The sequence below is a fragment of the Pantoea sp. 1B4 genome, assembly GCF_016925765.1.
GTDB lineage: Bacteria > Pseudomonadota > Gammaproteobacteria > Enterobacterales > Enterobacteriaceae > Pantoea > Pantoea agglomerans.
This window is the reverse complement of record NZ_JAEUWZ010000005.1, coordinates 38,359-59,278: the sequence shown is the minus strand read 5'-3', so window position 1 is coordinate 59,278 and position 20,920 is coordinate 38,359. Positions and strand designations below refer to the sequence as shown.

Here is a 20,920-nt window from a genome sequence, read left to right as displayed (position 1 = left end):
AATCCACACAGCGAGTAAGCTTTATGAATCAAATCAATCAGCCGAAAGGACAGAACGGCGAACGTATAGGGGCAGGCGAGATGGCGGTTAAGATGATTGCGGTGGATATGGACGGCACCTTTCTGGACGACAATAAGCAGTACAACGTTCAGCGGTTTTCACGTCAGTATGCGCTGCTGAAGCAGAAGGGCATCCGTTTTGTGGTGGCCAGTGGTAATCAGTATTACCAGCTGCAGCGCTATTTTCCCGACATCAAAGATGAGATCGCTTTCGTGGCGGAAAATGGCGCATGGGTTTCTGACTGTAATGAAGAGATCTTCTGCGGAGAGTTAGCTCAGGAGAAAGTGCATAAGATCCTCGATATCCTGGCGCATGAACCTGACATTGCGGTCGTGGTCTGTGGACGCAACGGCGCCTATATGCATTCATCCACCTCTGACGAGGTGATGGCAATGCTTGCAAACCACTATCACCGGCTGGAAAAACGCGATGACCTCTATGCCATCGACGACACCATTTTCAAATTCTCGCTGAAGCTGGAGCACGAAGGGGTGGATGCACTGCTGCAAAGACTGCATTCCCGTCTGGGCGAGCTGGAAAACATCATGCATCCGGTATCCAGCGGTTTTGGCTTTATTGATCTCATTATTCCCGGCTGCCATAAGGCACACGGCATTGCGCTGCTGCAGGAAAAGTGGGGCATCAGCGATTGCGAAGTGCTGGCGATTGGTGACAGCGCCAATGATATTGAGATGCTGCGTCAGGCCTGCTTCAGTTTCTCAATGGCCAATGCCGCTGATTCGGTCGCTGCCGTGGCGCGCTATCAGACTCAGAGCAACAATGATGAAGGCGCGCTGAATGTCATTTCCCGCGTGCTGGCGCGCGAATTCCCGTTCGATTAAGCCTGCACTGCGTGAGAACTGGCGGCCTTCTATCCGCCACTCTCCTGATGGCTGCGCGCGTGATGTTCCATTTCATCCAGCGCAGCCTGATTCTCCAGTCCCCACTGATACATCTGCTCAATCGGCTTGGCAAAGGTATGCCCCAACGGCGTGAGGCTGTATTCCACTTTTGGTGGCACCACCTGCCACACCTGACGCGACACCAGTCCGCGCTGCTCCAGCTCACGCAGCGTCTGAATCAGCATCTTCTTCGAAATACCCTGCAGGCTGCGCTCCAGTTCGCCTGTACGCGCCCGGTTTTCCGGCCAGTGATAGAGCGCATGCAGCACCATCGTGCTCCACTTCACCGAAAAGAGTTCCAGCAGGCGGCGTGGCGGTGAATCCGCATAAAAGCAAAGTTTTCCTTCGACCCAGACCGGCATAGTGACTTCCCAGATAGTATGGTAACCAAAAGGTAACTACTACCAAATAGGGTTCCGTGTGTCTATAGTGGGCCGCTTTCTTTACGACCACCAGGGGAGAAGAGGCAACAGATGAAAATTAACGCGCTGATAGCGTCCCATGCAGATCAGCCGCTGCGGGCAGGCCAGGTAGAGTTACGCGAGCTGCAGGCTGACGATGTGAAAATCGAAATTCTTTACTGCGGTGTCTGTCACTCCGATCTGCATATGGCCCGTAATGAATGGGGAGTCAGCCGCTATCCGCTGGTTCCCGGTCACGAAATTGTCGGACGCGTAGTGGCAGTGGGCGGCAACGTCACTAAATTTTCCGCCGGGGATACGGTTGGCGTTGGCGTGATGGTCGACTCGTGCGGTGAATGCCATTTCTGTCAGCAGCAGGAAGAGCAATATTGTGAGGCGGGTTTCACGCCGACCTACAACGGCACGGATAAATACACCGGCAATACGACATTTGGTGGCTATGCGCAGCATGTCATCGCCGACCAGCATTTTGTTGTCACGGTGCCCGACAATCTGGCGCTGAATGCGGTGGCACCGCTGCTGTGCGCTGGCGTGACCGTCTGGTCACCGTTGCAGCATTTTAAAGTCAAAGCAGGTGATCGTGTGGGTGTGGTCGGGCTCGGGGGACTGGGTCATATGGCGGTTAAACTGGCCAGTGCACTGGGCGCAGAAGTCACCCTGTTTACGACTTCTCCGGCGAAAGGGGAAGATGCACGCCGGCTCGGTGCTAAGAACGTGGTGATCTCGCGAGACGCCGCACAAATGGCTGACTGCCAGGCGTCACTGGATATCATTCTGGACTGTGTCGCTGCACCACACGACCTCGATCCTTATCTCAGTGCGCTGAAAACCAATGGTCAGCTGGTGCTGGTGGGCATTCCCGATCAACCCCATCCGTCACCGAATGTGACACCGATGGTGTTTCGTCGCCTGAGCATCAGTGGCACCTCGATTGGCAGTATTCAGGAGACGCAGCAGATGCTCGACTTCTGTGGTCAGCACAACATCACGGCTGATGTTGAGATGATCACCGGTGAAGAGGTCGAAACTGCCTTTGAACGTATGCTGACCAGCGATGTGAAATATCGTTTTGTCATCGATATGCAGAAAACCAACTGGTGATGAATACGGCCCGCTGTGAAAGCGGGCCGTATGACTTTTACACGGGCTGAACCCAGAGGATTAAGTCCTGCCTATAGTTACAACATACTTAAATACTTTAATATCAACCCACCTCAGTGAACTCCGTGCAGCAGGGGTCTTGCAGCAAGATCGTTCTGATTAGAAAAAAAAATACCCGGCTCATTGACCGGGTATCTGTTTTGACGTTTACGGGGTGCATTTAATCCTGCTCTTTATCCGTGTCACTCTTTTCCGCTTCTTCTTTCTCAACAACATGGGTAAAAGGCTTAAGCAGCTGAATATCCAGAATCACATAAACCATGGTGCTGATAAACAGGGAGATGACACTGCCAAACACTCCGCTGGTGGTAAATGTCAGATAGTTATAAATCACCAGCCAGGTCAGGCAGATAAACAGCGCAAGCGAAATAGAAAGGTTGGGCACGGAGTAGTTGCTGGTACCACCGCCCTGGGTATGCGTCGCTTTAAACAGATTTCCGATGGAGTATTTCTCCAGCACCAGGATAGTCCTTTCCCAGTTACGCTGTTTACGCGCGCTGGCGCGGGTCAGGAACAGATAGAGAATAGAGATGAAGAAGCCGGAGAAAGCGATCAGCACCGGAATCGCTTCCAGCGCATATTCAATACTCTTATGAGGCGTGCCAGTGGTGCTGAGATCAAGCGTCAGCGAGGCACCCAGCGCAGCATATAAAAAGAGAAACAGAATCAGAAAAGTCAGACTACGTTTCCAGTCGCCATCAGCCTCTGCACCTTTTTGCTGGATGGCCAGCTGAAGCGATTGCTGAATCTGTTGTGCCTGTGGTGAGTCTGTTTCAACGGTGTGGCATGGCGCAGCAAAGAAGTTGTGCATAAACAGCTCATCTTCTTTATGAATGGTGATTTTCATCAGAAACCTGTATTCGGGAAATTTTCTTTATTCTAATCAGCACAGCATGAATTAACAGTAACTTTGGTTTTATACCTTCAGCCCCGCACTGACTCAGCGGGATATCAGGTTCATCAGACTACTTAAAACTGAATCGTTTGCGAAACTCTGCTCAGCATTATCCTCTTCGTGACGCAGTTGCTGATAGCGCAGCAGCGCGGCATCGGCGTTATCGGCATGCACCACGTCCCACACCATCTTATAGCCATCAGCCATTAACGCGTCCTGCTGATCCTGCCGCTCAGTGTTCACGGCTCTGACTGTTTGCTCTTTCTGAAACAGACGATAGTCTGGCATGGCTATTTCTCCCCAGGCTGGTCCAGCGCTTTAAACTGCTTAATGGCTTCATTGATATTGTTGGTATCGACGGTTGCAATACAGCGATCGCCGTTGAACACCTCATAGCGGGCGTTGTGCAGCTGAAACAGCAAATCCCTGCCACGGAAGTGTATACGTTTCTGTTTAACGCCAATCCCATGCCGCCGTAATAGTGCCTGTGACAGGCGATCGGTCTCTTTTATCATTCCTTCAGCTCCTCGGCAGTACGTGGTCACTGCCAGTAAACCTGATGAACATTAGTTTTATATTAAGAGATAACCCTATTTTTTACAGGGCTAAGCGCAGGTTTCAGAGAAATTACCGGGCTGCATGTGCTGATGGAATCAGCAGCTCACCGGATTAATGCCATTCCCTGCGTTAACGGACCGCAAATGCGGTACACTTGCCGGAATAACTCGCCACAGGACACGCCGCTATGAACGATAAAAAAGATGATTTCCATTGATCAGTTCAACGCTGATGAACGACTGGCCGTCGAGCAAACCTATAAGGGCCTGGCCGAGAAGTACCGTCAACGAACCGGTAAAGAGCCTGATAGCAAAAAAAGAGAAAGAATTCAATAGTGAAGCTCGTCAGGTCATCATGACCAGCAAACTGGAGAAGGAGAGGGCGCAGGCTGAGAAGGAGAAGAAAAAACCGCTGCGTAAGAAAAAACCTTCTTCAATGACCGCCAGTGAAGTCAGCGATTTCAACTGGTCTGCCTCAGTGGTTAAAGGCCGCCGATAAAAAAGCTTCCGCGCGTATTCATGGCGCGCGGTATCTTCTCACATTACTGCTAATGTCCCCTGACGGCCATCGGCCCCGGCACACAAGTCACAGCCTGGCGAGATGCCTTTCGCGGCCCGCAATAAGAATATTCTGTAAATAGTTTACCTTAATTCATTAATTGCCGATAAACTGCCATAACCTGTTGCTGCTTCAGTCTGCATATGAATTACTACACTCCTGACGATATTCAGCTGAAGCGCCGATCAACGCGATTTGTGCGCCGCATGTTCATGATGCGCCAGCTCGGCACCTTTCTCTGTTTCCTGCCCATTCTGTCAGTATTGATGGAGCTGGGAAAAAGCCTGGAACTCTGCGCACTGCTATTTACTAATGCGTTTGTCTGGCCCTATGCCGCTTTCAGACTGGCATTGCGATCGCGCGATCCCACGGGTTTTGAACGTAAGAATCTGACGCTGGATGCCGCTTTCGGCGGTTTCTGGGTGGCAACCATGGCGCTGAGTCCGCTTCCCTCGATTATTATCATGGCGGTACTGATCTCTGATCGTTACTCGGCGGGCGGTTGGGTTCAGCTGAAGTCTGCTCTGCAGGCCTTTCTGTTGACCTTTTTTACTGGCCTGGTTAGCCGAAAAGGCGCCTTTGCAGCTGACCTTCTCTACCCGTACCGTCTGGCTGACTCTGCCGCTCGCCAGCGGCTATCTGCTGGCGCTCAGCGTGGTTTCACACAATCTGACCCTGAGTCTGCGAAAGAAGAATCAGGAGCTGGAACGCATTGCGCTGATGGATCCTGGTCTGAAAATACCTAACCGACGTCTCTTTGAGCGGCGGCTTGAAAGCGAGTTTTTACGTACACAGCGAGGTGAGGGTAAAGCCTGGCTGATGCTGCTGGATGTCGATCACTTCAAACAGGTTAACGACACCTTCGGGCATGAAGCCGGCGACTTCCTGCTGGCAGAAATTTCGGCACTGCTGCGTGACAGCGTCGGCCTGAAAGATATACCTGCCCGCTTTGGCGGCGATGAGCTGTGTGTGATTGTGCGGGATGCGGATGAAACCAGCATCATGTTGCTGGCAGAGCAGATCAGACAGGGGATTGCCCTGCTGCGGCTGCCGGCTTCATCTACCTTTCAGTGCTCGGTGAGTATCGGGATTGCACCGGCATGCGATGCGGCGACAATTCATGAATGGCTGAGATGCGCCGATGAGGCGCTGTATCAGGTCAAGCGCGCCGGACGTAACGATGTGCAGGTGTGGCATTCCGGCACGCTGGAAACGCTGAGTGAAGTCAGGGGCAGTTAACAATGCAGCCTGAGACCCCTGTCTCAGGCTGAGAGATTAAATCGCCGGGTAGTCGCCGGTGCCTTCAGGCCAGGGCGTGAGCAAATCAAAACCCTCATCGGTGACGGCGACGGTATGTTCCCATTGCGCCGAGAGCGAGCGATCTTTGGTGACCACCGTCCAGCCATCTGACAGCACGCTGGTTCCGGCTTTACCGGCATTAATCATCGGTTCGATAGTGAAAATCATGCCTGATTTCAGTGGCATCCCTTCGCCCGGCGTGCCGTAGTGCAGCACCTGTGGATCGGTGTGGTAAATTTCGCCGACACCGTGACCGCAATATTCACGCACCACCGAGAAGCCAGCCGATTCAGCGACACGCTGGATAGCCGCGCCCACATCGCCCAGCGTCGCGCCAGGACGTACGTTTTTGATACCTGCGACCATCGACTGATAGGTGATCTCGACCAGACGTTTTGCACGGACTGACGGTGTGCCGACAAAGTACATCCGGCTGGTATCGCCATACCAGCCATCTTTAATGATCGCTACATCGATATTAACGATATCGCCATCCTTGAGTTTTTTGCTGGCCGGGATGCCGTGGCAGACCACATGATTGACCGACGTGCAGGTGGTGCGGGTATAACCGTGGTAACCGATGTTTGCTGGCGTCACTTTAAGCTCATTCACGATGAAGTCGTGACAGATATCATCCAGTTCTTCCGTGGTGATGCCGGGACGGACGTGAGGTGTAATCATCGCCAGCACCTGAGCCGCAGCCTGTCCGGCTGCCCGTGCCATTTCGATTTCCGCTGCGGTATGAATTTTAACGCTGTTCATGACACGTCTCCTTGTGTGGTGAGGCTCTCTTTAGGGAGCATATTGCGTATATCAGCGCTGCCTTCCAGTTCAAGCCGGATTAGCATCTGCGCCAGTTGATGTTGGGTCTGCTGCGGATAGAGTTCTGCCAGCATACCGAGTTTTAGCCAGTGTTCTGCCTGTGCATTAATTGAGCGGCTCATCGCCTGACTGGCGATGCGCAGATTCTCATGCATCAGGTCGGAGATTTTTACGATACCCATGCAAGCCTTATATGAAACGTATATGTTTCGTATAGCTTAACGTTATCGGCGTGATTTGAAAAGAGGGGGGGAGATTGTTGCGCGTCTGAAGCAGGGTACAGAATGATGACCCACGGCCACACATTTCGATCGGAACAGAAAAATTTATAGATATTAGAGAGGTGTGTATTGCCAGGTAACAGTAGGGCAGCCCCGCCGAAAAAGCGCCGAAACACTGTCTTTTTTTGAAAACGTAGCTGATGACTGAGCAGATGAAGTACTGGGTTGTTCTGGTGGCTGTGGATATTAAGTCAGTAGAATTAATGGTATAAAATATGGGCAAAGATCAGGGATGTAATCATGAAAAGAATAATTGCTTTGACTGCCGCATTGGCAGTTTCAGGATGCCATATGAGCACAAATCACATCCGACAAAAGGGAATTAAGACTCCCGACGCGTCAGAGATTAAAAGTCAGTGTGAATCTCAGACACCACAGCAAACTCAAGAGCGTGAAACTCAGCTTTGGCTCTGCCAGGCTGTTACAGCAATACAATATCGGTTTTTCGATGCAGATAATTATCGCGGTAAAACATGTGATGTAAGGATCAGGCAGCCGGAAGGCGAGCCTCCGGTAAGCATCAACGTTCAGGGCGGAGATCCAGCTCTGTGCGCTGCTGCAATTAAAGCAATCAAACAAGCTGCAGATGCCCACACTTTTCCAATGAGACCCGCCTTTATGAAGGATGAAATCCCGATACATTTTGCTCCGCAATAAGATTACATAGCTAAGGAAAGTGTTAAGCGTTGCACTTAAATGTCTAAACTCACAATCCCATAAGGCACCGTGCTGCTCTGAAGCTATGCCGTCAGATACCGGCTGCTAAAACTGTGCACCGCGATGCAGTTATCCGTTGTCAGCAACAGACAGCAAACTCTTACTCCGGTACAAGCTCCATTCAGCCCAGCAACTTTCAGGGTTGATATCGAAGTAACCGCGGCATTCAGCCATGGCGAGAGCAACATCACGCGGCACTTCGATAGTTGTGGCATTATCACGGATGCTACTGACTTCCTGCTCAGTAAGCGGGCTTCCTTTCTCATTCTCAATTCTCATCAGTAATGGGATGAGGGCAGGTATAAAAACTATGGTCATGAGTTATATCTCATATTATTAAAGGTTCGTGTCCCTACGAAGTCACTAAAATATGACCTCTCCGGGGTGCGGTAAGTGGCATTCTGTAAAATGTGTCTTCCTGAAAAATATCAATTCATCGTCGTTTCATCGCTACAAGGCTTGAAATCAATTAACACTGCCCAGGCATACAGGCAGGTTTGTATAGCCCGGCTGGCTTACCATAGATAAGGGTGAACATGTCGGTGCCATATTCTGGCTAACTGGCTGAGCCTGGGGCTGATTTGGATACTGGTTGTCATAGCTGTTCGTTGAGGGTTTTCTTGCGGCCTGACGGCCCTTCTCACGCACGTAGGATGACGTGTAGTTATGGGCCTGGTATGCGCCATAACCCGCCACGCCCGCAGTAGCATATCTGGCCGTTCGCTTGCTGCTGGAATATCTCTTCTTGATTCTGGGTGTCGTTGTTTGTGATGAGTAAGCTGAACTAAAACTATGGCTGTAGCTTCTATGCCCACCCCCCACCACGATGGCCGCGCGCATCAGCTGTAAACGAGGCAGCCATCAGTGACGCCATAGTCAGACTTAAAATAATTCCCTTCATTACTACTCCAGTTTATTCATATTCATTAATCATGTTCTCGTCAAAAATCACGATATCTTCAGCCAGAAGAACAATTTTTTTTAGATTTATTTAACTCGTTCAACGCTGCGCTATCCTTATGAGAGGAGGTGCCCATGTGTGGACGGTTTGCGCAGTACAGCAGCAGAGACGATTACTTTGCATCCCTGGGGATGAAGCCCGATGAAATTATTTATGATCCGGAGCCGATAGACCGCTTTAACGTAGCGCCAGGCACCAAAGTGCTCTTGCTCAATGAGCGGGATAATGAACTGCACTTTGATCCGGTTTACTGGGGTTACGGTCCGGAGTGGTGGGACAAACAACCGCTTATCAATGCGCGTGGTGAAACCGCTGCGACGGGACGCATGTTCAAACCGCTGTGGGAGCATGGTCGCGCCATTGTTCCTGCCAATGGCTGGTATGAATGGAAGCGAGAGGGCGACAAAAAACAGCCTTACTTTATCTGCCACAAAGAGAAAGAACCGCTGTTCTTCGCCGCTATCGGCAAAGCTCCTTATGGTAAGGATCATGGGCATGAGGGTTTTGTTATCGTAACGGCAGCGAGCAATAAAGGCATGGTTGATATCCATGACCGACGCCCGCTGGTTTTAAGTGCGGATGCTGTACGCGAATGGCTCAGTGCCGAAACCACGTCAGAACGTGCTCAGGAAATTGCACATGAAGCCGCATTGCCGGAAAAGGACTTTACCTGGCATCCTGTTACAGCCAAAGTCGGCAACATCCACAATCAGGGTGAAGCGCTTATTAAAGAGATCAAGCCTGACTGAACAGACCGATGAGGTGAGAGATTTACATAGTTTCCCGCACCGTTTCCCGTTATAAAAACAGGATCACTCGTTTCTTAATCTGAGAGCGTTTATTTTGCAGGCAGACACTATGCGGTTGTTTCTTCGGCCAGTCACCCCATCAGATGCCGATGATCTTTTCAGGATCTACGGCGACCCTGCGACGAATACGTTTAATCCCGCGGGCCCACATCCGGATATCCATCATTCACGGGAAGTGCTATCGCGCTCTATCCGTCACTGGGAATTGAATGGCTTCGGCAGTTGGGCTATCTCGCTTCAGGATAATCCAGAAAGAATCATCGGTTTTGGGGGATTGAACATCAGAAGCTTTGCCGATATCACGATCAATAATCTGGGATATCGTTTCTCTCCGGAATCCTGGGGGAAAGGACTGGCGACGGAATTTGCGAACTATGCGGTTAGTTATGGATTCGAAGAAGTAAAACTGGCTGAGATTTCTGCAGTCGTAAGAGCGAATCATCTGGCTTCACAAAAGGTTCTGATTAACGCCGGCCTCCGGCATACCCGGGATATTTATGATGTGGAAAATGCGCCCGCAAGCATGCTGTTTACCCTGAGTCAGTATGAATGGAATCAAAAACGGGGGTGAGGAGGATATATCCTGTCCTGCTCAGTACCTATCGTTTCAGGTCAATCAGTGCGAGCTGTAGATGATGCGCTATAAAGTTCGCTTTCAGCGCGCTGTAGCGTTGAGCATCGTTGTTACAGAGTGATGCTGCTTCACGCTTTATCTCAGCATAGGATGCTGCGATATCTCTGTTTTCTCTGAGGTAATCACGGAAAGCAAGGTGCCTTATTATCTGTTCGTCTCCAGCTGCAAACGCATGCACCTGATGGCTACGCCTTTCTCCACCCTTAATAAAATATCTGCGGCCTGAGATTCCGTTCTCACCACGAGGACACTTCTATTGTCAGTCATCTCAAATGACGCTGAAGAGTCTGTTAAATCCGTGGTGCCACAAGCGAAGCTGGAATAGTTTTATCCGCATTCAGGCGACAAGTTACGAGAATAACACTCACTGCCTTAATGGCATCCGTCAGGGATTTACCCTTTTACTCAGCCCAGGAATCATCGCTTCTTACCCCTTTCATTACTGTAATTTCTTTCCCCGCTGCCGATAACAGATCCAGTACCAGCGAGCCATAGAAGCGGAACGTCGGTGATAACCTATTAATTCAAACATCGGGGTCTCCTATGTATCGGAACAAAAAAATAAAATTAAGCGTCATGCTCACTGCGGCATTCCTCACAGTCATCTTAACGGGCGTTTTTGTGACAGGATTTGCCGGGTTTAAACTCAATACGGCCAGCGATCAGCAGGAATTGACGCGCGCGCGGCTGGGCGATCTCCAGGCCCTGCAGACGCTAAAAGATAATTTAACTCAGCAAACTGTCCTTTTACTGTCCGTGGCTTCAGACACTCAGCCTCAGGCAGAGGCCACTATAAAAACCCAGTTCTCTGCGTTGCAGACCAACAGTGATAATACCACCGCGCATTTTCGCGAACTGATCAACGGTGCCAAAAGCATTCCGGGGATCAATCTTGCTGAAGTAGAAGAGGCTTCCACGCAATTAAATAAAATCGAAGTGGCAGCGGGTCCGCTTCATCAGGCAGAGCAAAACCTGTTTATGCAGAACGCCACTCCGTTCCCGGAAAAACTCCGTGGTGAACTGATCCCTGCGCTTTCGCACTACCGCAGTGCGGTAGATGGGATGGTTGATTATCAGGCGCGGGTAACGAGTAAAACGGCGGAAACGTCGACTCAGGCGCTCTCCGGTGTTTATATGACGCTGGCAGGCCTGACCACCCTGTTTGTTGTGATGGGATTTGTGATGAGTGGGCTGATTACCCGCTGGATCAAGACTCGGCTGGGTGGCGAACCTTCTCATGCGCAGGGCCTGGCCGCTGCGATTGCGGCGGGCGATCTGACGACAAAAGTGACCCTTCGTCAGGGGGGATACCCTCAGCATGATGGCTTCTCTGGATAGCATGCAGAGCAATCTGCGTGACTTGGTCTCCCAGATTAAAGATTCTTCCGCTTCGGTCGCCATGGCGGCTGATGAAATTTCTCAGGGCAATACCGAACTCTCTTCCCGTACAGAGCAGCAGGCCGCCGCTTTGCAGGAAACCGCCGCCAGTATTGAACAGCTCACGGTTACAGTGAAAAGCAATGCAGCGGGCGCGCAGCAGACCGCGGATTCAGCCCGTGAAACCGCTGCGCTGGCGCGTTCGGGTGAACACGATATGCAGCGCATGTCAGAGACGATGAATGATATTTCAAAAAGCGCGGTGAAAGTCCGGGATATCACATCCGTTATCGAAGGAATTGCATTTCAGACCAACATTCTGGCGCTTAACGCGGCAGTCGAAGCAGCGCGAGCGGGCGAACAGGGTCGAGGTTTCGCCGTTGTCGCGGGTGAAGTCAGGACGCTGGCGCAGCGCAGTGCAACCGCAGCCAGAGATATTAAACATCTGATTGAAGAGGCTGTGGCGCAGGTCGAAAGTGGTGTTGTCGTGGCAACCGGCACCGGCAAGAGCATTCTTGATATCAATGCGATGGTTGGAAAACTCGCCGTCGCGATGGATAACATCTCACTCGCCTCAGCTGAACAGATGCAGGGCATTTCACAGGTCAGCATCGCAGTGAACGAGATGGATGGCGTCACGCAGAATAACGCCGCGCTGGTTGAGGAGTCCTCTTCGGCATCACAGTCGCTTTCAGCCCAGGCACACGCTTTACGTGAAGCCGTGAATGCTTTTCGCATTTAGGTTCATGCGCATAACTCACGGCGAAAGACGTGGGTTGAGAGCATCTGAGCTGTCCGGGGCAATGCCTTTTTCACATTGCTGATTTGTATGACCGGGAGCTATTTCTTGCCAGTAATGACGGCTGTCTGCTGTGCGTGAAAAGCAGACGTTGACGCAGTATGGACTCGTTATGATAAGCCCACCTCTGGTGGGCTTATTGCATATCGCATCAGCCTGAACCCCCCAGCTAAAAAAAATTAAAATTTTTTGCATCCGTTTTCGCTGCTCATTCGTATTAACAGATAAGGGCGCTCTCGCCCTGTCCGTTAACTCAATGAGGGAAGTGAAAATGAAACCATTCCTGCCAACTCTGATTTTTTCTGCATTAGTCTTCAGCGGCGCCACTTATGCGGCGAGCATGGACAGCGACACGGTGATGGTCGGCGGTGCCGCCATGTACCCATCGAAAAATATTGTTGAGAATGCTGTTAACTCGAAAGACCACACCACGCTGGTGGCGGCTGTTAAAGCCGCCGGTCTGGTCCCGACACTTGAAGGGAAGGGGCCGTTTACCGTTTTCGCGCCCACCAATGCCGCATTTGAAAAACTGCCTAAGGGCACCGTCGACTCACTGCTTAAGCCAGAAAATAAACAAAAACTCACCAGCATCCTGACCTATCACGTGGTTGCAGGAAAACTGGACATGAAAGCGCTGGAGAAAAAAATCAAAGCGGGTGGCGGTAAAGCCGAGCTGAAAACGGTGAATGGCGAATCACTGTGGGTGATGGCAAATGGCCCGCACAATATTCAGCTTAAGGATGCTCAGGGCAATATTGCCAGTATCACCACGTATGATGTGAACCAGAGTAACGGTGTGATTGACGTTATTGATACCGTGCTGATGCCGTAAGGCGTTACCTATACTGTGTGTAGCCACTTATCGCGTGGCTACATCTTTCACAGGGAAGCCGATGACAAAAAATGTGCCCCATATTCAGGCCGGTTTAATGAACCAGATAGCCGTCGGTGATAAAGCTGCTCTTGAGCAGCTTTACCGCGTTCTGTCGCCCCGACTCTATGGGATCATCCTGCGGATTGTGAGACGCCGGGACTGGGCAGAAGAGATCCTGCACGATACGTTTATTCAAATCTGGCAGTCGGCTAACTATTACGACGATAAGCGCAGTGAGCCGCATATCTGGCTCAGCCACATTGCCAGAAATCGGGCGATTGATTTCCTTCGTAAACATGAAAACAGAAGCTGTTCCGTGGAGGAGGTCAGCGAAGCGGAAGCGGGTTTCCAGACGCCACTTCCTGCCGATGCGAGTCATGCGGAAGCGCGTCGCCTTCAGCACTGCATGGCGCACTTACCCTCTGAGCAGCGACAAAGCATTTCGCTCGCCTATTATCGTGGCCTCTCACAGAGTGAGATTGCGCTCTCAATGAGTCAGCCTGAAGGAACGGTGAAAAGCTGGATCCGTCGCGCGTTAACCCATCTTCGGGAGTGCATAGGCTTATGACTGGGCAGGAACAACATGATCTCACTGCGGCCGAATATGTGCTTGGCCTTACCGACGATGTGACACGTCATCGGCTGGATAAACGCCTCAATGACGATTCATTATTTGCTGCAGAGGTGCTGCACTGGCAGAAAGCGTTCAGCGGCATTGACCTGCTCACTCACGCCGTTATCCCGTCTTCTGCGGTCTGGCAGCAGATTGAGCAGGATCTTGGCCGGAATGCAGGCTTCTCTGGCACGATATCAATCCACAGGCATCCTGGCTTCTGGCTCGGCTGGGGCCTGGCGGCGGCAATGGCTGGCATCCTCATTTTCACCCATTTAAGCAAGCCTGATGCCCCACAATCCCTGCAGCCGATTGCGGTACTCAGCGGCGCACAGCCCGATGCACAGTTTGTGGTGAATCTGGATAAGTCAGCTTCACTCCTTCAGGTTTCGGCGCTGAACATCACGCTGCCAGAGAATAAAAACCTGCAGCTCTGGCTGATCAGGGGCAGTGCTCCACCACAATCTCTGGGATTGATCAATCATAGCGACAGTAATGTTTTCCGCTTACCGCCTGGCGAGTTAGATAATCAGACGGTACTGGCGGTAAGTCTGGAGCCGGTGGGGGGGATCTACGCTCAGCGGGCCGTCCGGTCCGGTGATATTCCAGGGCAAAGTCACGGTGCTTTAATCATCAGGACGCGGGTCCACGGACCGGGATTCAGCGGAAAAGGGGAGTGGATGGCTTTTCAAATGGCAAACCTCATCCCCTTGCCTTAATCAAATCAGGGGGGGAATGACAAAAGAATGGAAATCAGAACCGCTTTGGAGTCTGATGCGGCAGGCATCAGTGAGCTGATACAGCTTGTGTCTGTGCAATGTAATTTTTCAGAGACAGAGCCCTGTCCGCAATGGTTCATCGACAGCACAAAGCCCGATGTGCTTCAGCCGTTGATTGTTTCAGATGACTATCTCTGGCTGATTGCCGTGGAAAGAGGTGAAGTGACAGGCGTACTCACCCTTTTCGAAGGCAATTTAGTTAAATACCTTTTTTGTACATCCGAAATTTCAGCGTAAAGGGGTAGCGAGGGCTCTCTGGCAGCAGGCGATTCCCGAACTGCGTTCAGAAATTAGCGTACGGTCTTCACTCCTTGCCGTCCCTTTTTTATGAGAAAAGGGGATTTAAAAAAAGTCGGGGAGGTAAAATTTTTTAACGGCGTATCTTTCCAGACAATGAGCGCTCAGCTCTGAATTAACAAAGAGATTTTTAGGTTCTCTGTTTCCGCAATAAAACGGCCCGGCCACGCATTTATCAAACCAGCTTTGAGGGTGAGCGGAACCGGGCCAACCCGCCTTATTTATACCCGCGTATATTCCCTGTCTTCAACTCACTGACTTTTTGCGCCATCGCTGTCCGCTAATGCTATATCGGGCGCGTGATTTGCAGCGTTTTTACACTTCATCAGACTCTTTTTTACGCCTTTTTTTACAGGCCGTTCGGTTTAATTAACGGCACCGGGCGTTTACGTGACAACGTTACACGATGGCAGTCACAACCCGATTTTGCAAAAAGCGTCTGTGGGCATTTAGTGGACGGGGTGCACATTCATGAGTGGTTTTCTCCAGTTTATTCTCCGACCTCCTATTAATAGCGGCTCGCTGCCAGGCACTGGTGCCTCTCCGCAGCGGGTTCTTAAGGAATACAGCATGTCAGGCCTTATTCTTGTTTCGCATAATCAATGTCAACGTTCGACGCTTACTGCAATTTATGACGGCATCCTTTCCCGTCAGGGAGGCGTCTGGATTAGCTGGGATGGTGAAAGCAAGGTGATGCCTCAGGATGCGCCAAGACCCTACGCCGTGCAGCAGATGGGCCAGTATGAAACCGTGACCTTCCCCTATACGCCTGGCGAGCTTAATGAGGGGTACCACAATTATATTCACAAAGGGCTCTGGCCTGTTTTTCATCAGCGTCCGGACATGGCCCGTTTTTCTACAAGCGGCTATCAGGAATATAAAAACATCAATAAAGCCTATGCGCGCGCCATCTGCGAAAATGCCACACCCGACGATGTTATCTGGATTCAGGATTACCATCTGCTAGGCTGTGCCACCTATATCCGTGAAGAAGGATTGACCAACTTAGTGGGTATTTTTCTGCATCAGCCTTTCCCGGCTGGCAGAATGTTTGAAACCATACCCGAATGGCGCTGGTTCACTGGCTCACTGTTATGTTGTGATCTGATTGGCTTTCAGACCGTGCAGGATATGAATAACTTCCTTGTCTGGCTGGAGAGCGAATTCCGTATAGAACGGCTGGAGGCGCAAAGCTTTCGTGTTCATGGCCGGATTATCAGGGTGGGTGTGTTTCCTGTCGGAATTGACCTTGACGATGTCCAGTCTCTGCGTGATAGCAACAGCTGTGCTTACATGGAAATGCAGTGCCGCGAAAGCCTGCCCGAAAATACCGTGCTAAGCGGCGGCCATCTTGATGAGAGCTCAGGGCTGCCTTACCGAATCAGCACCCTGGAGGTGCTGCTGCGAAAACATTATTGCTACCAGAAAAATATCACGCTGTTGCAGCTGGCGCCTCCGGCAGCCGGACACGCACATGATGCGTCAGAACTCGGTCACGCTCTGGAGGCGTTGTGCGGGGAGCTTAATGGCGTGCATGGCACAATGAACTGGTATCCGGTGAACTATCTGACTCATGGCTACAGCCGCGAAGAGCAGGCCGGCATCTATCGTGCCTCACGCGTTGCGCTGGTGACGCCGTTGATGGCAGGCATGAGCCTGATGGCCAAAATGTATATCGCCTTACAGGACCCGAAAAATCCCGGGGTGCTTATCCTCTCGCAGTTTGCCGGTGCAGCCGAGCAGATGGAGGGTGCCATCATCGTCAATCCTTATGATCCTGATGCAATGGCCAGTGCGGTACATCGCGCATTGCAGATGCCGTTACACGAACGGCGGTCTCTGCATGCCCGTCTGATGAAGGGACTGCATATGCAGAACAGCCATCACTGGGCTGAGTCATTTTTGCGCATGCTGAACGCTGAGCCAACTGCCCCGGAAGCCTTGCCGTCGCCTGCCTTTTTTCCGCACCTGAGCAGTAGCCGGGCGAGGTACTGAGTTTTTGAGTTGAAGTGGTATTTCGCTGGTGCGCGGGTTAGCGGGGCGAAAGCCAGATAATCGGCCCACTCTGAGCCGATTATCTGAAGCTGAAGCTAATTATTTACTGATTGCGTCCACAACTAGTTTTGCCGCACTGGCCAGTACGTCTTTGCGCGCGACCGCGTCTTTGTCCTTCTGGGTGAAGTAGGTCGTCAGGATGATGGGTGCCTGATCCTTCGGCCAGATGACGGCAATATCATTAGTTGTGCCATAGTCACCACTGCCGGTTTTATCAGCCACTATCCAGTCAGCCGGCAGGCCTGCTTTAATACTGTTTGCACCTGTTGTATTGCCCTTCATCCATTCTGACAGTTTGGCTCGCTGCTCTCCTTTGAGGGCGGTGCCGAGAACAAGCTTATTAAGCGTGTCAGCCATCGCTGAAGGAGTCGTAGTGTCACGCACATCATCCGGGATTGCTGTATTGAGTTCTGGTTCCTTTCTGTCCAGGCGAAAAGCCTTATCGCCGATTGTTCGGGCAAAATGCGTAGCCTGTTGCGGGCCACCCAGATACGCAAGTAATTTATTCATCGCGGCATTATCGCTGTATTGCAACGCCGCAGCACTCAGTTCAGCAACAGTCATTGATGAGCCGATATGTTTCTGGGTGATGGGATTATAATTAACCATGTCGCTTTTATTTATATGAATTTTCTTATCAAGCAAACTATGGTCACTTTCATTTTTCTTTAATATCGCTGCTACTGCCATTACTTTACTTGTGCTGCACAGCGGGAATCTTTCATTGCCCCGCCATGAATATTCAGAACCATCGGATGTGTCAACGACCGTAACGCCGAGTCTGCCACCAGATTTATTTTCCAGTGTCTCAAACTGGCTCTTTAGCGTTAGCTGGTCAAAAGCAGCATGGGCTGACACTGAACAACCTGTTGCGGCCATCAGTAACATGCCGGTCAGGCTTCCTTTAAAGTTTATCATCTTGCATTACCTTATTCTGGCATTAGTAAAATCATGGGATCTTTTAAGTCACGCAGAAAAAATGCATCCCTTAAATTATTTGCCCCAAAATAAATCAATTTCCTTGTAAGAAAAAACGGTATAAATTGATGCCAGTCATAAGTTTTTCTGGGGGCTGATTTGAAAAGTGATATCCCACTCAATGCGCTGCGTGCATTTGAAGCATCTGCCCGCCACCTCAACTTTACCAGGGCAGGCATGGAACTCTTTGTCTCTCAGGCTGCGGTCAGTCAGCAGGTCAGGCTGCTGGAAGAGAAATTAGGGGTGATTTTGTTCAAAAGGCTTTCCCGGGGCCTGGAGTTAACCGATGAGGCGCGGTTGCTATTCTCAAAAATTTCAGAAGAATTTCATCGTATTGAGAAGGCTTATCGTCAGTTTGAAGGAGGTAAAGTCAGGGAGGCACTGACGATATCCTGTGTGGGCACCTTTGCGCTGGGCTGGCTTTTACCAAAAATTGAAGATTTTCAGCAGAGACATCCCGCTATCGAACTGAGTATTCAGACGAACAACAATGTCGTAAGCATTGCCGGAGAGGGAGTGGATTTTGCTATAAGATATGGTTCGGGTAAATGGGCGTCATCGCATAACCAGCTATTGCTGGATGCGCCGCTGACCCTGTTATGCCGGCCTGAAACGGCGAAGAGACTGACAAAACCTGGCGATATATCCGGCGAGACGTTATTACGTTCTTACCGTCTTGAAGAGTGGGATAACTGGTTTGCTGCGGCGGGTATTTCCCCATTCAGAATTAATGGACCTGTATTCGATTCTTCACGCCTTATTATTGATGCTGTGATGATCACTGGCGGCCTGGCACTGGCACCTGATATCATGTTTCAAACGGAAATAAAGCAAGGTTTGCTCGCCAGACCATTTAATATTTATTCTGGTCATGATGGGTACTGGTTAACTTGGCAGAGAGCCAGAAAGATGACCCAGTCGATGGAAATATTTCGCGAATGGATTATTGAGCAAATAATTAGGCCGTAATTTATTCAGGTTCGTTCTGTCATCACGCTACGCAGTTCTTCCCTGAGCCAGCGCAGTGACAAATCGTTATCAAGCCGTTTATGCCAGAGCAGTGACAGGGCTATTTCCGGTGTTTCAATGGGTACCGGGCTACAGCATAAGCCGTAATGCGTCACCCACTCAACCGACAGCCCGGCGGGAACGGTGGCTAACGCGGGTGCGCACGCCAGCAGCGGAGGCAGGGAAGAAAAATGCGGCGTCACGTAGCGAATCGAACGTGCCTTTCCTGATGCCGCAAGCTGGTCATCGATGGCGCTCCAGTTCGCCCCTCGATAGGAAACCAGCAGATGATCATGCGCCACATAATCCTCCAGCGTCAGCGGTGCATGCAACGAAAGCTGTTCCGGGTGCCACAACGTACAAAAGTTGTGTGACACAATCTTCTCGCGCTGGAGCGTGGCGGGTGTGCTCTCGCCAACCGAAATGGCAAGATCGATCTCGCCACGCGCGACCAGTTCTGCATCCCGGAAGGGATCGCTGGCCGTGACCTGAAGCGTCACGCCGGGAGCGGTGCGCGTGATGCGCGCATACAGTCCCGGCATCAGCCAGCGTTCAACCCAGTCGCTCATCCCAAGCCGAAAAACATGTGTCGCCTCAGAAGGCGTGAAGGATGCTGGCTGAAACAATACGTTCTGCATCTGTGCCATTAACGGGCCCAGCTCAGCGATCAGCGCTTCAGCACGCGGGGTAGGCTCCATGCCTTTCGCCGTGCGCACAAACAGTGGATCGCTGAACATGACCCGCAACCGCGCCAGTGCATTACTGACTGCTGGCTGACCCAGATGCAGCTTTTCTGCCGCACGCGACACGCTGCCTTCCCGCTTCAGAACCAACAGCACCGTCAGTAAATTCAGGTCGATTCGATGAAAATCATTTTCTCTGATAGTGAGCATCAGTTTAATCAATTTGAGTGATACAGGTTGAGTAAGGATACTGCCCACCACGTTGTGATGAAACTTTCTGGAGAGATATTTATGAAAATTTTACTGATGCTGGTGGCTTCTCTTATCGCGTTCAGTCCGGTCTATGCTGCCGAACAGACCTCTGCGGGGGATCAGCAAGCTCCGGGTTATTACCGGATGACATTGGGGAAATTACGCATTACCGCGGTTTCCGACGGCACGGTAACCGTTCCCCTGAATAAATTACTGACTAACATTTCGCCTGAAAAACTAAACCATGCAATGGCCAGAGATTCGATGACGCCGCAGGCCGAAACATCAATCAATGCCTTCGTTATCGATGATGGTAAAAAAGCGAATTTTAATCGACACCGGGGCCGGTGAGCTTTTTTGGACACAATGGCGGACATCTGCTGACTAATCTGGCCGCCGCTGGCTATCCGGCAGAGTCGATCGATGCCGTACTCTTAACCCATATTCATGCCGATCATTCAGGCGGTGTATCACGCGCGGGCAAGCCTGCTTTTCCAAAGGCCGAAGTGTTCGTGGATAAACGGGATGTCGATTTCTGGCTTAATCCGGCTAACGTCAGCAGGGTAGAGACCAGTCAGGCCCATACCTTTGCAGAATCTGAACGGACTCTTCGCCCGGTCATCAATGCTGGCCTGCTTAAAACTTTTATGGCACCAGCCACATTACCGGGGGGGAATCCGTGCAGAGTCGACAGCCGGCCACACGCCGGGTAGCGTACTTTATCGCGTAGAGAGTGAAGGCCAGACCCTGGTGTTGTGGGGAGATATTATCCATGCCAAAGCGGTGCAAATGCCCGATCCTGAAGTGGCCATCCATTTTGATGTCAATCAGAAGCAGGCTATCACTACACGTGAAAGGGTACTGAAACAGGCTGCAGATCAGGGCTACTGGGTGGCTGCGGCGCATATCGCCTTCCCTGGCCTGGGCCATGTTCAGCATGAAGGTAACGCTTATCGCTGGGTGCCCGCTAATTACACCACGCAGCTCCGACAGTAGGTTTTAACTAAAAAATGTAATAATAGCAGGGAGAAATATTTTGCTGTGAGTTAACAGGCGACGCTGATTAATTTTGAGGATGCCAGAGGCCAGATGTACGGTCCGGGTGACCAAAGCGCTGCTGTATAAG

At 51.1% G+C, this 20,920-nt stretch carries 20 protein-coding genes and 6 pseudogenes; 16 read left to right on the top strand and 10 right to left on the bottom strand.

The window, feature by feature from the left end:
* Positions 1-80: 80 nt before the first annotated feature.
* The gene (locus JNO11_RS21715; protein ID WP_139016403.1) at positions 81-902 is read left to right on the top strand and encodes a Cof-type HAD-IIB family hydrolase; all 822 of its coding nucleotides are present in this window, start codon (positions 81-83) and stop codon (positions 900-902) included.
* 29 nt (positions 903-931) lie between these two features.
* Here JNO11_RS21715 and JNO11_RS21710 read toward each other — a convergent pair whose 3' ends face one another.
* Positions 932-1,324, bottom strand: a complete 393-nt coding sequence (locus JNO11_RS21710; protein ID WP_325177900.1) for a helix-turn-helix domain-containing protein — start codon at positions 1,322-1,324, stop codon at positions 932-934.
* Positions 1,325-1,435: 111 nt separating this feature from the next.
* Between JNO11_RS21710 and JNO11_RS21705 the strand changes: the two genes are divergently transcribed.
* A complete protein-coding gene (locus JNO11_RS21705) occupies positions 1,436-2,485 on the top strand; it encodes an NAD(P)-dependent alcohol dehydrogenase (protein ID WP_325177899.1) in 1,050 nt (349 codons plus the stop codon).
* Between the two features lie 220 nt (positions 2,486-2,705).
* Here the strand turns inward: JNO11_RS21705 and JNO11_RS21700 are convergent, their stop codons facing one another.
* The 3 genes from JNO11_RS21700 to JNO11_RS21690 all read right to left on the bottom strand — a co-directional run bounded on the left by JNO11_RS21700 (position 2,706) and on the right by JNO11_RS21690 (position 3,955).
* The gene (locus tag JNO11_RS21700; protein WP_010246994.1) at positions 2,706-3,392 is read right to left on the bottom strand and encodes a hypothetical protein; all 687 of its coding nucleotides are present in this window, start codon (positions 3,390-3,392) and stop codon (positions 2,706-2,708) included.
* A 93-nt stretch (positions 3,393-3,485) separates the two neighbouring features.
* A complete protein-coding gene (locus JNO11_RS21695; RefSeq protein WP_033768865.1) occupies positions 3,486-3,728 on the bottom strand; it encodes a hypothetical protein in 243 nt (80 codons plus the stop codon).
* 2 nt (positions 3,729-3,730) lie between these two features.
* Entirely contained in the window at positions 3,731-3,955 is a 225-nt protein-coding gene (locus JNO11_RS21690; RefSeq protein WP_010670434.1) for a hypothetical protein, read from the bottom strand.
* 246 nt (positions 3,956-4,201) lie between these two features.
* Here JNO11_RS21690 and JNO11_RS21685 point away from each other — a divergent pair.
* Together JNO11_RS21685 and JNO11_RS21680 are read left to right on the top strand one after the other, a co-directional pair.
* A pseudogene (locus JNO11_RS21685) lies at positions 4,202-4,496 on the top strand (hypothetical protein).
* Between the two features lie 203 nt (positions 4,497-4,699).
* Positions 4,700-5,795: pseudogene (locus JNO11_RS21680) on the top strand (diguanylate cyclase).
* 36 nt (positions 5,796-5,831) lie between these two features.
* Here JNO11_RS21680 and map read toward each other — a convergent pair.
* Both map and JNO11_RS21670 read right to left on the bottom strand, forming a co-directional pair.
* The gene (map, locus tag JNO11_RS21675; RefSeq protein WP_323170509.1) at positions 5,832-6,617 is read right to left on the bottom strand and encodes a type I methionyl aminopeptidase; all 786 of its coding nucleotides are present in this window, start codon (positions 6,615-6,617) and stop codon (positions 5,832-5,834) included.
* Positions 6,614-6,859, bottom strand: coding sequence for a ParD-like family protein (locus JNO11_RS21670; protein WP_010247005.1), 246 nt, complete (start codon positions 6,857-6,859; stop codon positions 6,614-6,616). Before JNO11_RS21670 ends, map begins: the two co-directional genes overlap by 4 nt.
* Positions 6,860-7,198: 339 nt before the next feature.
* Between JNO11_RS21670 and JNO11_RS21665 the strand changes: the two genes are divergently transcribed.
* Positions 7,199-7,615 (top strand): cell envelope integrity TolA C-terminal domain-containing protein, encoded by a 417-nt coding sequence (locus tag JNO11_RS21665; RefSeq protein ID WP_033743904.1) that lies wholly within the window; start codon positions 7,199-7,201, stop codon positions 7,613-7,615.
* A 129-nt stretch (positions 7,616-7,744) separates the two neighbouring features.
* Here the strand turns inward: JNO11_RS21665 and JNO11_RS21660 are convergent, their stop codons facing one another.
* Entirely contained in the window at positions 7,745-7,993 is a 249-nt protein-coding gene (locus tag JNO11_RS21660) for a hypothetical protein (protein ID WP_022624409.1), read from the bottom strand.
* Positions 7,994-8,710: 717 nt separating this feature from the next.
* On the opposite strand from JNO11_RS21660, the gene JNO11_RS21655 reads away from it, so the two are divergent.
* Together JNO11_RS21655 and JNO11_RS21650 are read left to right on the top strand one after the other, a co-directional pair.
* Positions 8,711-9,385 carry an SOS response-associated peptidase family protein gene (locus JNO11_RS21655; RefSeq protein WP_033780319.1) on the top strand — a complete coding sequence of 225 codons (675 nt, stop codon included), beginning with the start codon at positions 8,711-8,713 and terminating at the stop codon, positions 9,383-9,385.
* A 94-nt stretch (positions 9,386-9,479) separates the two neighbouring features.
* Positions 9,480-10,016 carry a GNAT family N-acetyltransferase gene (locus JNO11_RS21650; protein WP_325177898.1) on the top strand — a complete coding sequence of 179 codons (537 nt, stop codon included), beginning with the start codon at positions 9,480-9,482 and terminating at the stop codon, positions 10,014-10,016.
* A 28-nt stretch (positions 10,017-10,044) separates the two neighbouring features.
* On the opposite strand, the pseudogene JNO11_RS21645 reads toward JNO11_RS21650, so the two are convergent.
* Positions 10,045-10,323, bottom strand: a pseudogene (locus tag JNO11_RS21645) (GrpB family protein); the annotation flags it as partial.
* Positions 10,324-10,622: 299 nt separating this feature from the next.
* Here JNO11_RS21645 and JNO11_RS21640 point away from each other — a divergent pair.
* From JNO11_RS21640 to JNO11_RS21610, 7 genes and pseudogenes are all read left to right on the top strand, one after another.
* Positions 10,623-12,198 (top strand): annotated as a pseudogene (locus tag JNO11_RS21640) (methyl-accepting chemotaxis protein).
* Positions 12,199-12,526: 328 nt separating this feature from the next.
* The gene (locus JNO11_RS21635; protein ID WP_033773464.1) at positions 12,527-13,087 is read left to right on the top strand and encodes a fasciclin domain-containing protein; all 561 of its coding nucleotides are present in this window, start codon (positions 12,527-12,529) and stop codon (positions 13,085-13,087) included.
* 61 nt (positions 13,088-13,148) lie between these two features.
* Positions 13,149-13,697 carry a sigma-70 family RNA polymerase sigma factor gene (locus JNO11_RS21630; protein WP_325177897.1) on the top strand — a complete coding sequence of 183 codons (549 nt, stop codon included), beginning with the start codon at positions 13,149-13,151 and terminating at the stop codon, positions 13,695-13,697.
* Positions 13,694-14,461 carry an anti-sigma factor gene (locus JNO11_RS21625; RefSeq protein WP_325177896.1) on the top strand — a complete coding sequence of 256 codons (768 nt, stop codon included), beginning with the start codon at positions 13,694-13,696 and terminating at the stop codon, positions 14,459-14,461. The genes JNO11_RS21630 and JNO11_RS21625 overlap by 4 nt, the downstream gene beginning before the upstream one ends.
* Before the next feature lie 27 nt (positions 14,462-14,488).
* On the top strand, positions 14,489-14,758 hold the full coding sequence (locus tag JNO11_RS21620; protein ID WP_325177895.1) for a hypothetical protein: 270 nt from the start codon (positions 14,489-14,491) through the stop codon (positions 14,756-14,758).
* A 10-nt stretch (positions 14,759-14,768) separates the two neighbouring features.
* A pseudogene (locus JNO11_RS21615) lies at positions 14,769-14,852 on the top strand (GNAT family N-acetyltransferase); the annotation flags it as partial.
* Between the two features lie 536 nt (positions 14,853-15,388).
* The gene (locus JNO11_RS21610) at positions 15,389-16,813 is read left to right on the top strand and encodes a trehalose-6-phosphate synthase (protein WP_325177894.1); all 1,425 of its coding nucleotides are present in this window, start codon (positions 15,389-15,391) and stop codon (positions 16,811-16,813) included.
* A gap of 99 nt (positions 16,814-16,912) precedes the next feature.
* On the opposite strand, the gene bla is transcribed toward JNO11_RS21610, so the two are convergent.
* Complete coding sequence (gene bla, locus JNO11_RS21605; protein ID WP_223564484.1) at positions 16,913-17,761, bottom strand: class A beta-lactamase; 849 nt, start codon at positions 17,759-17,761, stop codon at positions 16,913-16,915.
* A gap of 189 nt (positions 17,762-17,950) precedes the next feature.
* Here bla and JNO11_RS21600 point away from each other — a divergent pair, with 189 nt between their 5' ends.
* On the top strand, positions 17,951-18,820 hold the full coding sequence (locus tag JNO11_RS21600; RefSeq protein WP_325177893.1) for a LysR substrate-binding domain-containing protein: 870 nt from the start codon (positions 17,951-17,953) through the stop codon (positions 18,818-18,820).
* Positions 18,821-18,825: 5 nt separating this feature from the next.
* Here the strand turns inward: JNO11_RS21600 and JNO11_RS21595 are convergent, their stop codons facing one another.
* Positions 18,826-19,752 carry a LysR family transcriptional regulator gene (locus JNO11_RS21595; RefSeq protein ID WP_325177892.1) on the bottom strand — a complete coding sequence of 309 codons (927 nt, stop codon included), beginning with the start codon at positions 19,750-19,752 and terminating at the stop codon, positions 18,826-18,828.
* 81 nt (positions 19,753-19,833) lie between these two features.
* Between JNO11_RS21595 and JNO11_RS21590 the strand changes: the two are divergent.
* A pseudogene (locus tag JNO11_RS21590) lies at positions 19,834-20,790 on the top strand (MBL fold metallo-hydrolase).
* The last annotated feature ends 130 nt before the right edge of the window (positions 20,791-20,920 follow it).